Genomic DNA, 13802 nt, shown 5'->3' with positions numbered 1-13802 from the left:
TCGGACCTCCTAGGCGACGGGGAACGCGGGCACGGATTCGCGACCGGGCGGGCGGACCGGCGGCCGCGCACGATCCCGCGCGTCCGAGTGGGCGGGCGGCGTTGTGCGCGGGCCGATCCCCGCGAGGCCGTCGTCGCCGTGCACCCGCAGGCGCTCGACCGCCGAGCCGACCCGGGCCGCCAGCACCCCGGCCGCCGCCGGCCTCGACAGCAGCGGGGCCACGCCCGGCACGGCCGGCAACACGAAGGACGCGGCCAGCGCCACGGTCCGGGCCGCGCCCAGTACCCGGCAGCGCTCCAGGGCCCGGCCCAGATCCGGGTCACCGCCGATCAGCGCGACCTCGACGATCCGGTGCGGGCCGTGTTGCCACACCAGGCGCGCGATCCGATACAGCTCGGCGTCCTCGTGCCCGTCCCCCGCCGGCGCCGCCACCAGCAACGCGGCCCGATCCGGCACCCGCGCGGCGGCGGCGCGCAGCCATTGGGTGAGCTGCTCCGTACCGGCGAACGGGCGGCTCAGCAACACCCGGCCCCGCTCCGCCGCCGGCAGCGCGAGCAACGTCCGCGCCGCGGCCCCGGCCAGGCCCGGGTCCCGGCCCAGCGTGACCGGCACCACGCACACCCGCTCCGCGCCCGCCCGCAGCGCCGCGCCCACCGCCCGGTGCAGTTGCCGGCCGCACGCCGCCGAGATCACCTCGGCCCCGAACAGGTCGGGCAACGCGGCGCCGTTCGCGCTCTCGTGCCCGCCGACCACCACCACCGCCACCCGCTCCGACACGACTCAGCCGCCGATCGGGTCGACGCCGGAGCACGGCCCGGTGCCGACCGGCACCGACACCGCGCACTCGTCGATCTCGCCGGGTTCCGCATTCATCGTGGATTCCTTTCTGCGGCGGGTACGACCGAGGGCCCCGACCCCGGCCCCGGGCGTGCGCGGCCCCGAACGGCCGTACCCGGGCCCGACCGACCCGGGTACGGGCGCGCCGAGTCCCGGGCCGCGAACACACCCGCGCCGCGGACCCGGGACGGACGTGCGGGCCCCGACGGGCCCTCGGTCGACGGTTGTCTCGTCCCGGGTATCCACCGAACCGAACCGCCAACCTCACGCATCGGAGTGAAATACGACTATCCGTTCGCGCTCCTCGGGTCGATCCCGTCCGCGAGTTCGTCGACGGCCAGGTCCCCGGTCGGCAGTTGCGGCAACCGGTACACCGCGCGGCCCACCAGGTGGGTCGCCACCGGAACGGTGGTCAGTTGGAAGAACGCCACCATCACCAGCATCCCGATGTCGATCCCGTGCCGCAGCCGCAACCCCAGGCCGAGCGTGACCAGCAGCAGGCCCAGGACCTGCGGCTTGGCCACGGTGTGCATCCGCGACAACGTGTCCGGGAAGCGCAGCAGTCCCACCCCCGCGACGAACGCGAGCGCGCAGCCCACGAGCAGGCACACCGCGGACGCGCCGTCGGCGAACTCGCCGGCCCGCACGTCAGTCGCCCTCGCGCGCCGAGAAGCGCACGATCGACACCGAACCCAGGAAGCCGACCAGGGCCAGGGCGAGCAGTACCGGGACGGTCGTGGTGTGCCGATTCAAGGTGGCCTCCGCGGCGACCGCGGCCAACATCACCGCGAGCAGCATGTCCACCGCGACCGCCCGGTCCAGCGTCGATGGCCCGCGCACGAGCCGGATCAGGGCGAGCACCGCAGCCGCGCCGAGCAGCACGATCACAGTGCCGCCGATGAGCGGATTCATGAACCACCTCCGGGAGTTCCGGTCGAACGGGCACGTTCGGCGCGGGTGCCGAACGCGGCGAGCACACGGGCCTCCAGGCGCACCACCGCCCGCCGCGCCGCTTCGACCGAGGCAGGCGTGTCGGCGCCCAGCGCGTGGATGAACAACACGGTGGGCCGACCCCGGCGAATCTCGATCACGATGCTGCCGGGCATCACGTTCAACGCCAGCACGGTCAGGGTGAGCAACAGGTCCGAACGCGAGGCCAATTCGACCCCCACCACCGAGTTGCGCGGCAACCGCCCCGGCCACAGCGCCTGCCAGGCGACCCGCAGCGAGGACAGCACCAGGTCGAGCACGAACAGCACCACGAACCGGACCAGTCCCCACGGCCGGAAGGCCAACCCGTCGTGCGCCGGCGGCAACGGCAGCAGCACCGACGACAACACCGCGATCACGAGCCCGGTGAGCAGGTTGGCGACGGTCAGGGTGCCCCACAGCGCGACCCACACCGCGATCAACCACCCGACCAGCAGCGGCGAGATCCGTCGGGTCCGAGGCCGGCTCCGGAACCGGCGCACGGTCACCGACCCGACCCTCGGGCGAACCCGCCGGGCAGCGGCACGGCGTCGATATAGACGACCCGATCCACCAGTTCGCTGCCCGTGCGCTCGGTCAGCGCGACGAGCGGCCCGGCCAGCACGGTGAACGCCACGCCCAACGTGACCAGCGCACAGGTCGCCAGCGTCATCGCGCGCGGCAGCACACTGCTGGTGGCCGCGACGTCGCGTCCGCTCAGACTCGCGCCGAAGGAGTACGCGGTCGCCCCCGAGGTGTCCGGCGAACTGCCGAACACCTGCCCCCACACCCGGGCCATCGCGTACAACGTCAACAAACTGGTGGCCACCGCCGCGCCGATCAACAGGTACGACGCCACCGAACCGATCTCCGCACCCGCCCGCAACAACAACCACTTGCCCAGGAAGCCGGACAGCGGCGGGATCCCGCCCAGGTTCATCGCGGGTACGAAGAACAACACCGCGAGCGCCGGCGCCATCCGCGCCAGCCCGCCCAGTCGACCCAGGTCGGTACTGCCACCGCGCCGCTCGATCAGCCCGGTGACCAGGAACAGCGAGGTCTGCACGGTGATGTGGTGGACCGCGTAGAACACCGTGCCGGCCAGGCCCGCCGCGCTCGCCAGCGCGATCCCGAAGACCATGTACCCGATGTGGCTGACCAGTGTGAAGGACAACAGCCGGTTCAGGTCGCTCTGCACGATCGCGCCCAGGATGCCGACGATCATCGTCGCCGCGGCCACCACGAGCAGCAGTTCGCGCAATCGCCCGTCCGGGAACAACAACGTCTGCACCCGGATGATCGCGTACACCCCGACCTTGGTGAGCAGTCCGGCGAACACCGCGGTCACCGGCGCGGGCGCGGTCGGGTACGAGTCGGGCAACCACGCGGACAGCGGGAACACCGCCGCCTTGACCCCGAATCCGATCAACAACATCGACTCCAGGACCAGTTGCACGCCGGGGTCGACCTCGGGCAGCCGCACCGCGAGCTGGGCCAGGTTGACCGTGCCGGTCGCCGCGTACACCATCGCGATCGCGGACAGGAACACCACCGAGGACAGCAGGCCGACCACCACGTAGCCGGCGCCCGCGCGCACCCGGGCGGCGGTGCCGCCGACGGTCAGCAGCACGTAGCTGGCCGCGAGCAACACCTCGAAGCCCACGTAGAGGTTGAACAGGTCGCCCGCCAGGAACGCGTTCGCCACGCCCGCGACCAGGATCAGATAGGTGGGGTGGAACACCGACAGCGGCGTGGCCTCGTCCTCGTCCGCGCGGCCCTGGCCGATCGAATAGACCAGCACGCCGAGGGTGACCGCGCAGGAGACCACCAGCATCAGCGCGGACAACCGGTCCGCCACCAGCACGATCCCGGTCGGCGCGGGCCACCCGGCCATCCGGGCCACCACCGGGCCGTCCCGATCGGCCGCCACCAGCAGGGCGATCGCCACGCCGAGCACGGCGGTCAGCACCCCGACGCTGATCAGCCGCCGGCCGCGCGGCAGTCGGCCGCCGATGGCCGGCATGAGGCCGGCGCCGAACAGCGGCAGCAGGACCGGGAGCGGCACCAGGTGGTTCATCGCGCGGGCCGGTCCCGACCCCGCTCGGGACCGGCGGGTTCTCCGGCACCGCGCGGGAACTCGGTGTCGGGCACCGCGTCCACCACACTGTCCGCGCGGGCCACGGCCGCCCGTTCGGCCCGCGCCTGCCGATTCAACTCGCGCCGCGCCCGCCGGAACCTGGCCCGCAACTCGGCCTGTTGGATCCGGTGTTCGGACTTGATCCCGCGCAGTCGCCGGCGCAGTTCCGCGCGTCGTTCGCGGGCGATCCGCTGCGCCTCCGGTCGACCGCCGTGCCCGTTCCGGTCCACCCCGAGTCGTCGGCACTCGGCGTCGTAGTTGGCCCGGGCCTCGATCCCCAGGCGCCGCACCACCGCCCGGCGATCCGCGGTCTGCCGGCGCAACTCCCGTCGCAGTCGCCGATGTTCGCTGCGCAGGTCACCCCGCTCGGCGCGGCGGGCCACCCGCAGGTCCTCGGTGTCGTCCTGGATCTCGTCGGATCCGGTCAGTTCCCAGTGTCGATGCACCATCGACAACACGAACGCGGTCACCGCGAGCGTGATCACGATCGCGGTCAACACCATCGCCTGGGGCAGCGGGTCGTTCATCGCGAACGGCAGCGTCACCCCCAGCACCGGCGCGCCGCCCGCGCGACCGCCGCCGGCGAGCACGATCAGGTTGGCGCCGTTGCCGATCAGCACCACGCCGAGCAACACCCGGGTCAGACTGCGTTCGAGCACCAGGTAGACCCCGGCACCCACAAGCACGGCGGCGGTCAGTACCAGGATCATGGTCGGGCTCTTCATACGATCACCGTTCGTTCGGCGTCCCGGTCCCGGGTCTGTTCGATGCGTCGGTCCAACTCCGCGCCGAGCGCGCTCAGTACGTCCTGCACGAGGCCGACCACGAGCAGGTAGACGCCGATGTCGAAGAACACGGACGTCGCGATGTGCACGTCGCCGAAGGGCGGCAGCGTGGCGTCCAGCACCGTGCTGCGCAGCACCGAGCCGCCCGCGATCAGGCCGACCAGACCGACGCCCGCGCCGATCACCAGGCCGGTGCCGAGCAGCCGGCCGGGGGGCAGCGGCGCGGCCTCGGCCAGTTCGTACCGCCCGCCCGCGAGATAGCGCACCAGCAGGGCGAGTCCGGCGGTGATGCCGCCCGCGAATCCGCCGCCCGGCGTGGAGTGTCCGCTGAACAGGAAGTACAGGGACAACACCAGGACGGTCGGGAACGCGACGCGCGCGACCACTTCGAAGAGCACCGTGCGCCGCTCGGGGGCGAGCGTGTCGGCGGCGGCCAGCCAGGGCACCCGCGCCGGCGGCGGGGTGGGGGCGGGCGCGGGTACCGCGGGGCGGTAGGCACTGCTTCCGGTGGTACTTCCGGCGGTGCTCCCGGGGCCGCTTCCGCCGGGCTCGGCCGGTTCCGGAGCGCGGTCGCCGAGTCGGGGCAGGCCGCGGTCGCGGCGGACGAAGATCAGACTGGTCACGCCGATCGCGGCGACCGCCAGCACGGAGATCTCGCCCATCGTGTCCCAGGCGCGGATGTCCACCAGCAGCACGCTGACGATCTCCTTGCCGCCCGCCTCCTTCGCGGCGGCGGCGAACACCCGGGACACCGGCGGCCGGGTCCGGGCGGCGAACGCGGAGACGGCGACGCCCGCGAGCACCGAGCCGGTGAGTACGCCCAGGGCGATGTGCACGGCCCTGCGGCCGGGCCGGGTGGTTCGGGCGAACCGGCGCGGGAGTCGGCGCAGCACGAGCAGGAACACCACCACGCTGACCGTCTCGACCAGGCCCTGGGTCAGGGCGAGGTCGGGAGCGCCCTGGAGCACGAACAACGTCGCGCAGCCGTAGCCGGTGACGCCGACCAGGAGCACCGCGGGCAGCCTGTCCCGGGTGCCGGCGGCGATCAGCGCGGTGCCCATGACGAGCAGGCCGACCACGATCTGCGCGGCCGAGTCCGACCAGCGCGGCGAATGCGGGAACGGCAGCGGGAGGTTGCCCAGCGCGGTCGCGGTGGTGATCGCGATCAGGCTGAGCAGGATCACCCCGAGGTAGACCGGCATCGAGCCGCGTTGGGTGGTGCCGGTCAGTTGCAGCGCACCCCGGTCCACACCGTGCACGAGCGCGTCGTACAGGCGCGAGGGTTCGATCCGGGCGGTGGCCGATTGCAGGCGCAGCACCGGTTCGCGGGCCAGGAACAGCCCGATGCCCACGCAGATCGCGACGGCGGACAGGGTCAGCGCGGTACCCGGGCCGTGCCACAGGGCCAGGTGGTAGTCGGATCCGGTGGACGGGAACAGGTCGGCGTACGAGGAGATCCAGTGGTCCAGCGACTGCGCGGCGAATCCCAGGGCCGGGCAACCGACGCCGAGCAGGGCGGCCGGGCCGAGCAGCAGTCCGCCCGGCGGTTCGCATCGGGTGTCGGCCACGTCGGGTTTGCGGGCGAAGGCGCCCCAGACGAAGCGCAGGCTGTAGGCGGCGGTCAGCGCGGACCCGGCGACCAGCACGCCGAGCACGATGGTGTCGGTGCGACCCCGGTGCAGGAACGCCTCGTAGACCGCTTCCTTGGCGACGAATCCGACCATCGGCGGCAGTCCGGCCATGGACAGCGCGGCCACCACCGCGACCAGGCAGGTGATCGGCATGGTCCGGGCCAGGCCGGAGAGTCGGCGCAGGTCCCGGGTGCCTGCCGCGTGGTCGATGACGCCGACCACCAGGAACAGCGTGGCCTTGAACAGGGCGTGGGCGACCAGCATCGCGATCCCGGCGAGCGCCGCGTCCCGGTTGCCCGCGCCGGTGACCACGATCAGCAGGCCGAGTTGGCTGACCGTGCCGTAGGCGAGCACCCGCTTGAGGTCGTCCTCGCGCAACGCCCGCCAACCGGCCAGGAGCAGCGTCGCGCAGCCGGTGATCAGCACGATCGGTCGCCACGGCGCGAGTTCGGCGAATCCGGGGGCCAGCCGGGCGACCAGGTACACGCCGGCCTTGACCATCGCGGCGGCGTGCAGGTAGGCACTGACCGGGGTGGGCGCCGCCATCGCCGCGGGCAGCCAGGAACCGAACGGCACGATCGCCGACTTGGACAGCGCGCCGACCAGGATCAGCACGATCGCGGTGGTGACCACGGTGCCGCCGGGCGGGGCGGCGAGGATCTCGGAGAGCCGGTAGGTGCCCGCCTTCTCGCCGAGCAGGATCAGGCCGACCAGCATCGCCAGGCCGCCGAACGTGGTCATGGTCAGCGCCTGCATCGCGGCCCGGCGCGAGCCGCGGTGTTCGCTGCGATGGCCGATCAGCAGGTAGGAGAAGACCGTGGTCAGCTCCCAGAACACGTACAGCAGGATCAGGTCGTCGGTGGTGACCAGGCCGATCATCGCCCCGGCGAAGGCGACCAGGACGCCGGCGAACGCGCCGAGCCCGGGCTCGTCGGTGGCGAAGTAGCGCGCGCAGTAGACCAGGACCAGAACTCCCACGCCGGCCGCGAGGAAGACCATCAGCAGCGCGAGCGCGTCGCAGCGAAACGCCAGGAAGACGCCGAGTTCGGGAATCCACTCGCGCGATTCGAACTCGGGCCGGCCGTCGAACACCGAGCCGGCCCGGGCGAACGCCCACCCCGTGGTCGCCGCCGGCAGCGCGGCGAGCACGAGGAAGGCGTTTCGCCCGAGGCGGCGGACCAGCCACGGGGCGATGGCCGCGACCACGAAGTACGAGGCCACCGAGAAGATCATGACGTCAAGGTATGCGGCAATACACCCAAATCACCTTAACCAGACAAATGTCTCGCGTTTTCCACCCGCTCCGCCGAGCGCCGACCACATCCTTCGGACCATCGGGCCGCCCGGCTCGGGGCGGCATCGTCAATCCAGAACCGAGCGGACCGCCTCCGGCGTACGGGCCACCACGGCACTGCCGTCGTCGGCGGTGATGATCCGCCGCTGGATCAAAATCGGGTGCTCCGCCAACGCCGCGATCCAGCGCCCCCGTTCACCCGCCTCCCGCGCCCACTCCCGGAGCCCCAACTCCCCCGCAACCGCCTCCCCGGTCCGCACGATGTCCCACGGCTCCAGCCCCAACCGATCCAACACCGCCTCCAACTCGACCACCGTCGGCGGCTCCTCCAAATAGCGCCGCACGGTGTACTCGGCCCCCTCCGCATCCAACATCGACACCGCCGACCGACACTTCGAACAACCAGGATTGATCCAAATCTCCATAACCCCCGACCGTACCCCCCACCCACCACCACCCAACCCAACCCACAACCCCACCCCACACACCCCCACCCCAACCAACCACCGACCCACCCAACGCACGAACCCACCCCAACCCAACCAACCACCAGCCTGGCCAGCGCTTGAGGCCACTCAGGCCGGCCGGCGCTTGAGGCCAACTCAGCCCGGCCGGCGTTTGAGGCCACTCAGCCCCGCCGGCGCATGAGGCGAACCCAGCCCGGCCGGCGCATGAGGCCACCCAGCCCCGCCGGGGCATGAGGCGAACCCAGCCCGGCCGGCGCATGAGGCCAAGCAGCCCCGCCGGCGTTTGAGGCGAACCCAGCCCGGCCGGCGCATGAGGCCAAGCAGCCCCGCCGGCGCATGAGGCCAAAACAGCCCGGCCACGCAACACAACGCATCGGACTGCCCCGACGCGGCCCCGCAAGTCGAAGGACAACCTGAGCCGTCAGACGCCGCCCTCGTCCGGCCCACCGAAGGAGTCGGCCCCGGCAGCGAAGGCACGCGTGTAGGCCGAAGGGCCAAGGCGCTCCCGGGCCGCCGCCACGATCCGCGTCACGTCGCCGAGTTCGCCGGCCGGCAACGGCGCACCGATCGAGGCACGGAGCGCGTCCGCGCGACCCAGCAGGGTGGCCGCCTCCGTGTGCCGACCCGAGATCGCCTCGACCCCGGCCAACCCCTCCCACGCCAGCGCGACCGCACGCGGATCGCCGGACGCCCGAGCCGCCGCGAGCCCCTCGGAGTGCGACGCCCGCGCGCCGACCGCGTCCCCACGCAGTTCGGCCACGAAGCCCAACTCGGCCAGCAGCAGCGTCACCCCGTAGAACGGCACGCCGTAGTCCTCGTGCAGCCGACGATTCCACTCCAGCGCATTGCGCAAGTGCCGCTCGGCCGCCCCCAGGTCGCCCGCCCGGCGCGCCCCCAGCCCGAGCCCGACCTCGGCGAACTCCTCGGCGAACCGGTCCGACTGCTCGACCGCGAGCCGCCGCCCACGCTCGTGGAACTCCTCGGCCCGCACGAAGTCACCGCGCAACAGCGCGATCCGACCGAGCCCGGACCACCGGTACGACACATCCGTCCACAGGCCCAACTCCTCGGCCCCGCGCAGCCCTTCGCGATGCAGCTCGGCGGCGCGGTCGTACTCGCCGGACACCTCGGCCAAATAGGCCAGTTGGTCCGCGGCCTGGACGATGCCCCACCGCTCGCCCAGCGCGGCAAACCGGGCCGCCGCGTCCTCCGCCGCCGTGCCGGCCGCGACCAGATCGGCGCGGAACATCGCCGCCTTCGCCCGGCCGGTCAGCGCGGCGGCGATGCCCCACGCGTCGTCCGCCGCGCGGAAGCCCGCGAGGGCTCGATCGATCAGGGCGCCGCCCGCATCCGCATCGCCCACATGCAGGTGCGCCAGGCCCAGGAACCATTCGGCCCGGGCCCGCCCCGCCGCGATCCCGTCGAAGGCCCGCAGCGCGTCCCGGCTCTGCCGCACCAGGTCGCTGCCGTCCCCGATCAACATCGCGAACCCGGCCCGCCAGGCTCCCGCCGCCGCCCGAACCGGATCCCGCCCACCGGCGCCCGTACCCGCACCGACCGCCAACGCCGCGTCCAACGCCCGCCACGCCTCGCGGTAGCGCCCCCGCAGGAACCGGTACCACGCGGCCCCACCCGCCAGCCGCAGCGCGAGCCCCGCGTCCGCGCGCCGCACCGCGCCGTCCAGCGCGGCACCCAGGTTCGCGCTCTCCGCGTCCAGCCGGATCAGCCACTCACGCTGATCGGGGCCGTACAAACGCGGCCCGGCATCCTCGACGAACTCGGCCAGACAACCGTCGTGCCGTCCCTGTACCGCGTCGAACTCACCCGCCGCGTGCAGGTGTTCCACGCAGTACGCGGCGACGGACTCCAGCAGCCGATACCTCGGCCCGTACCGCCCCTCGACCACCACCACCAACGACCGGTCCACCAAGCGCCCGACCAGATCGAGCACGTCGGCACGCGCCACGTCGGTCCCCGAACAGACCGCCTCCGCCGCCTCCGCCGCACAGCCGTCCACATGGATCGCCAACCGACGCAGCACGATCCGCTCCGCCTCGCCGAGCAGTTCCCAGCTCCAGTCGATCATCGCGCGCAGCGTCTGCTGCCGGGCCGGCACCCCGCGCCGACCCACGCCGAGCACCCGGAACCGGTCGTGCAATCGCGCCGCGAGCCCGTGTACGCCGAGCCCGCGCACCCGGGTCGCAGCCAGTTCCAGGGCCAGCGGGATGCCGTCCAGCCTGCGACAGATCGCCGCGATCGGGTCCGCCGTATGCGCGTCCAGGACGAATCCGGGAGCCGCGGCGGCGGCACGGGCCACGAACAGCCGCACCGCCGTGGACTCGGCCAACGCCGCCGGTCCCGCCCCGGCGGCCGGCAGCATCAACGGCCGCACCACACACAGCACTTCGCCGCCGACGGTCAGCGGCTCCCGACTCGTGGCCAGGATCCGCAGTCGCGGAGCGGCGCGCAGCAGCAGATCGGCGAGTTCCGCGATCGGTTCGATCACGTGTTCGCAGTTGTCCAGGACCAGCAACAGCGCACGGCCACGCAGCGCGTCCGCCAGCCGGGTCCGCGACTGCGCCGCACGATGCCCGGCACCGGCCGCGACCTCGTCCCGGATGCCCAGCGCGGAGGCGATGGCGTCGGCGAGGTCGTCGCCGCTCGGGTCGCGCCGACCGGCGAGTTCGACCAACCACACCCCGTCCGGGAAGGCCGGGTCGTCGACCACCCGGGCCGCACTCTCCAGCGCGAGCCGGGTCTTGCCGACGCCGCCGGAACCGGTCAGGGTCACCAGACGGGCGCTCCGGAGCAGCCCGTCCACCTCGGCCATCGCGTCTTCGCGACCGACCAGTTCGGTCAGCGCGGCGGGCAGGTTGCTCCGCACCCGCGCCGGCACTGCTGTGCCGACGGGCGCTGCAATCGCGCCGGTCGCGCCGATCGCCGCACCGACCTGCCCCCGGGCCGGCGTCACGACCGGAGCCAGGCTCGGATCCTGGGCCAGGATCGCCCGATGCAGCGCGGCCAACTCCGGCCCCGGGTCCAGGCCCAGCTCCTCCGCCAAGCGCTCGCGCAGCTCGGCGTACCCGGCCAACGCCTCCTCCTGGCGCCCGGACCGGTACAGCGCACGCAGGTGCACCGCGCGCAGCCGCTCGCGGACCGGATGCAGCGCGACCTGTTCCCCCAACTCGTCGGCGAGCAGCGTGTGTTCGCCCAGTTCCAGACGCACCTCGGCGTAGTCCTCGACGACCGTCAGCCGCTGCTCGTCCAGCCGGGTGATCGCCGCGCGGGCGAACTCCTCGTCCCGGAAGTCGGCGAACGCCGGCCCCCGCCACAGCGCGAGCGCATCCGCGAACAACCCGGCCCGGACGCGCACATCGACATCGGCCCGCGCCTGCGCGGTCAGCCCGACGAACCGATCCGCGTCGACGGCGTCCGTGTCCACCCGCAGTTGATAGCCGGGAGGGCGGAAGGCGACCAGTTCGCGGCCCCCGGGCTCGGCCGCCTCCAGCGCCCGACGCAGTTGGGAGACCTTGGTCTGCAACGTATTGGCCGGATTGCCGGGCGGGTCCGCACCCCACAGATCCTCCACCAGCAGGTCCGCCGAGACCGGACGACCGCGGTTCACGAGCAGGTCGGCGAGCAGCGCACGCACCTTCGACTCCGGGACCCGAACCGGCCGGCCATCCGCGGTCCACACCGCCAGCGGACCCATCACCCCGAAGCGCATGACGCCACGTTAGCGCAGGTCAGCCGGGCTCTGATGGTCGCCCGCCGGCGCCCGTGCGTGGACCCCCAGCATTCCGTGCGCGGCCGACGGCACTCTCCTGTCATCGAGTTCGGAACGGCCGAACGAGACACACCGAACCGGGAGCCACACCATGTCCGTCACCACCTCCCCCGTCGCCACCGGCCGCGAGATCCGGCTGGCCTCCCGCCCGGTGGGCGCCCCCACCGCCGCCGACTTCGAACTGGTCACCGCCGCGATCCCGGCCCTGGCCGAGGGCCAGATCCTGGTCCGCAATACGTGGATGTCGGTCGACCCGTACATGCGCGGTCGCATGGACGACGTCGAGTCTTACATCCCGCCGTTCGAACTCGGCGCCGTGCTGGACGGCAGCGCGGTCGGCGAGGTGATCGCCTCCCGCGCCGACGCGATCCCGGTCGGCGCGACCGTGTCGCACTTCGCCGGCTGGCGGGAGTACGCGGTCGTGGACGCGGCGACCGCGATCGTGCCGGACATCTCCTCGGTACCCGCCCAGGCGTACCTCGGTGTCCTGGGCACCACCGGCCTGACCGCGTAGCGGCGCTCACCGAGGTGGCCCCGGTCCGCGAGGGCGACACCGTGTTCGTCTCCGGCGCGGCGGGCGCGGTCGGCAGCGTGGCCGGCCGGATCGCCCGCAAGCTGGGCGCGGCCCGGGTGATCGGCTCCGCCGGCGGCCCGGTCAAGGCCGCCCGGTTGCGCGACGGGTTCGGCTACGACGTCGCGCTGGACTATCGGGCCGGCGCGATCGCCGACCAACTCGCCCAGGCGGCGCCCGAGGGCATCGACGTCTACCTCGACCACGTCGGCGGCGACCACCTCGAAGCGGCCATCGCGAACGCCAGGGTCGGCGCCCGGTTCGCCCTGATCGGCGCGATCAGCGGCTACAACGCGACCGAGCCGGTGCCCGGCCCGAACAACCTCTTCCTCGCCTACACCCGGCGCCTGAACCTGCGCGGCCTGTTGGTCACCGACCACTTCGGGCTGTTCCCGGAGTGGACCGAGCGCGCGATCGGCTGGCTCGGCGACGGTTCGCTGCACGCCGAGGAGACCGTGTTCGAGGGCATCGAACAGGCTCCCGCCGCCTTCCTCGGCGTCCTGAACGGCGCCAACACCGGCAAGATGCTCGTCCGCCTGACCGACTGACCCCTCGCCCGTCCCCCGTTTCCACCACCGAAAAAGGCCACGCCATGACCACCGAAGCGCCGCACGCCCTCGTCGTCCACGCCCACCCGCGGGCCGACTCGTTGACCGCCCGGGTCGCCGCCCGGGTCCGGGCCCGGCTGTCGGCCGACGGCCACACCGTGGACGTCCTGGACCTGCACGCCGACGGGTTCGATCCGCGGATGACCGTCGAGGACGAACCCGACTGGGCCGACCGGGACAAGGTCTACAGCGCGGAGGTACGCGCGCACATGGCCCGGATCGAGGCGGCCGACACGATCGTCGTGGTCTTCCCCGTGTGGTGGTTCGGCCTGCCCGCGCTGCTCCAGGGCTGGATCGACCGCGTCTGGAACCACGGCTTCGCCTACGGCCGCAGCCGCCCACGACTGGCCGGCAAGCGCATGTTGTGGCTCGGCCTGACCGGCTACTCGCACGAACACTTCGCCAAGGGCGGCTGGGACGACCTACTCGACCGCCGCCTACGCATCGGCATCTCCGACTTCGCCGGCATCGAAGAAACCCGAGTCCACCTCTTCCACGACACCCTCGCCACCGCGCCCACACCACCCCCCTCCTGACCGCCACCGAATCCGCCCTGACCACCTTCATCCACCCCGCCCGCCCCCAACCCACCCACCCTCAAAGCCGGTTCACCCCCACCGACGCTTGACCAACCTCGACCGAGGCCACCCAGCCCCGCCGGCGTTTGAGGCGAACCAGCCCCGCCGGCGCTTGAGGCGGCCTCGGCCGAAGGCCAG

At 72.9% G+C, this 13802-nt stretch carries 10 protein-coding genes and 1 pseudogene; 2 read left to right on the top strand and 9 right to left on the bottom strand.

Annotation, left to right across the window (positions count from 1 at the left end; translation table 11 throughout):
- Nucleotides 1-9: 9 nt before the first annotated feature.
- The 9 genes from ABZ374_RS38020 to ABZ374_RS37980 all read right to left on the bottom strand — a co-directional run bounded on the left by ABZ374_RS38020 (nt 10) and on the right by ABZ374_RS37980 (nt 11847).
- A complete protein-coding gene (locus tag ABZ374_RS38020) occupies nt 10-777 on the bottom strand; it encodes a cobalamin biosynthesis protein CbiX (RefSeq protein WP_360320427.1) in 768 nt (255 codons plus the stop codon).
- A 347-nt stretch (nt 778-1124) separates the two neighbouring features.
- Nucleotides 1125-1484 (bottom strand): monovalent cation/H(+) antiporter subunit G, encoded by a 360-nt coding sequence (gene mnhG, locus ABZ374_RS38015; RefSeq protein ID WP_360320424.1) that lies wholly within the window; start codon nt 1482-1484, stop codon nt 1125-1127.
- Between the two features lies 1 nt (nt 1485).
- On the bottom strand, nt 1486-1749 hold the full coding sequence (locus ABZ374_RS38010) for a monovalent cation/H+ antiporter complex subunit F (RefSeq protein WP_360320421.1): 264 nt from the start codon (nt 1747-1749) through the stop codon (nt 1486-1488).
- Complete coding sequence (locus tag ABZ374_RS38005) at nt 1746-2315, bottom strand: Na+/H+ antiporter subunit E (protein ID WP_360320418.1); 570 nt, start codon at nt 2313-2315, stop codon at nt 1746-1748. The genes ABZ374_RS38010 and ABZ374_RS38005 overlap by 4 nt, the downstream gene beginning before the upstream one ends.
- Nucleotides 2312-3883, bottom strand: coding sequence for a Na+/H+ antiporter subunit D (locus tag ABZ374_RS38000; protein WP_360320415.1), 1572 nt, complete (start codon nt 3881-3883; stop codon nt 2312-2314). Before ABZ374_RS38000 ends, ABZ374_RS38005 begins: the two co-directional genes overlap by 4 nt.
- Nucleotides 3880-4668, bottom strand: a complete 789-nt coding sequence (locus ABZ374_RS37995) for a Na(+)/H(+) antiporter subunit C (protein ID WP_360320412.1) — start codon at nt 4666-4668, stop codon at nt 3880-3882. Before ABZ374_RS37995 ends, ABZ374_RS38000 begins: the two co-directional genes overlap by 4 nt.
- Entirely contained in the window at nt 4665-7592 is a 2928-nt protein-coding gene (locus ABZ374_RS37990) for a Na+/H+ antiporter subunit A (RefSeq protein WP_360320409.1), read from the bottom strand. Before ABZ374_RS37990 ends, ABZ374_RS37995 begins: the two co-directional genes overlap by 4 nt.
- Nucleotides 7593-7721: 129 nt before the next feature.
- Nucleotides 7722-8078 carry an ArsC/Spx/MgsR family protein gene (locus ABZ374_RS37985; RefSeq protein WP_360320406.1) on the bottom strand — a complete coding sequence of 119 codons (357 nt, stop codon included), beginning with the start codon at nt 8076-8078 and terminating at the stop codon, nt 7722-7724.
- A gap of 463 nt (nt 8079-8541) precedes the next feature.
- On the bottom strand, nt 8542-11847 hold the full coding sequence (locus ABZ374_RS37980) for a BTAD domain-containing putative transcriptional regulator (RefSeq protein ID WP_360320403.1): 3306 nt from the start codon (nt 11845-11847) through the stop codon (nt 8542-8544).
- A gap of 151 nt (nt 11848-11998) precedes the next feature.
- Between ABZ374_RS37980 and ABZ374_RS37975 the strand changes: the two are divergent.
- Nucleotides 11999-13026, top strand: a pseudogene (locus ABZ374_RS37975) (NADP-dependent oxidoreductase).
- A gap of 44 nt (nt 13027-13070) precedes the next feature.
- On the top strand, nt 13071-13622 hold the full coding sequence (locus tag ABZ374_RS37970) for an NAD(P)H oxidoreductase (RefSeq protein WP_360320400.1): 552 nt from the start codon (nt 13071-13073) through the stop codon (nt 13620-13622).
- Nucleotides 13623-13802: the final 180 nt, after the last annotated feature.

This window comes from Embleya sp. NPDC005971, assembly GCF_040629175.1.
Lineage (GTDB): Bacteria > Actinomycetota > Actinomycetes > Streptomycetales > Streptomycetaceae > Embleya.
Note: the sequence above shows the minus strand (reverse complement) of the source record. Positions and strands in the feature narration are given on the sequence as shown.

What these genes read in the sequence shown, in the direction of transcription:
- ABZ374_RS38010 (WP_360320421.1), bottom strand. Translation starts at nt 1,749, where the DNA reads ATGAATCCGCTCATCGGCGGCACTGTGATCGTGCTGCTCGGCGCGGCT.
- ABZ374_RS38000 (WP_360320415.1), bottom strand. Translation starts at nt 3,883, where the DNA reads ATGAACCACCTGGTGCCGCTCCCGGTCCTGCTGCCGCTGTTCGGCGCC.
- ABZ374_RS37995 (WP_360320412.1), bottom strand. Translation starts at nt 4,668, where the DNA reads ATGAAGAGCCCGACCATGATCCTGGTACTGACCGCCGCCGTGCTTGTG.
- ABZ374_RS37990 (WP_360320409.1), bottom strand. Translation starts at nt 7,592, where the DNA reads ATGATCTTCTCGGTGGCCTCGTACTTCGTGGTCGCGGCCATCGCCCCG.
- ABZ374_RS37985 (WP_360320406.1), bottom strand. Translation starts at nt 8,078, where the DNA reads ATGGAGATTTGGATCAATCCTGGTTGTTCGAAGTGTCGGTCGGCGGTG.
- ABZ374_RS37980 (WP_360320403.1), bottom strand. Translation starts at nt 11,847, where the DNA reads ATGCGCTTCGGGGTGATGGGTCCGCTGGCGGTGTGGACCGCGGATGGC.
- ABZ374_RS37970 (WP_360320400.1), top strand. Translation starts at nt 13,071, where the DNA reads ATGACCACCGAAGCGCCGCACGCCCTCGTCGTCCACGCCCACCCGCGG.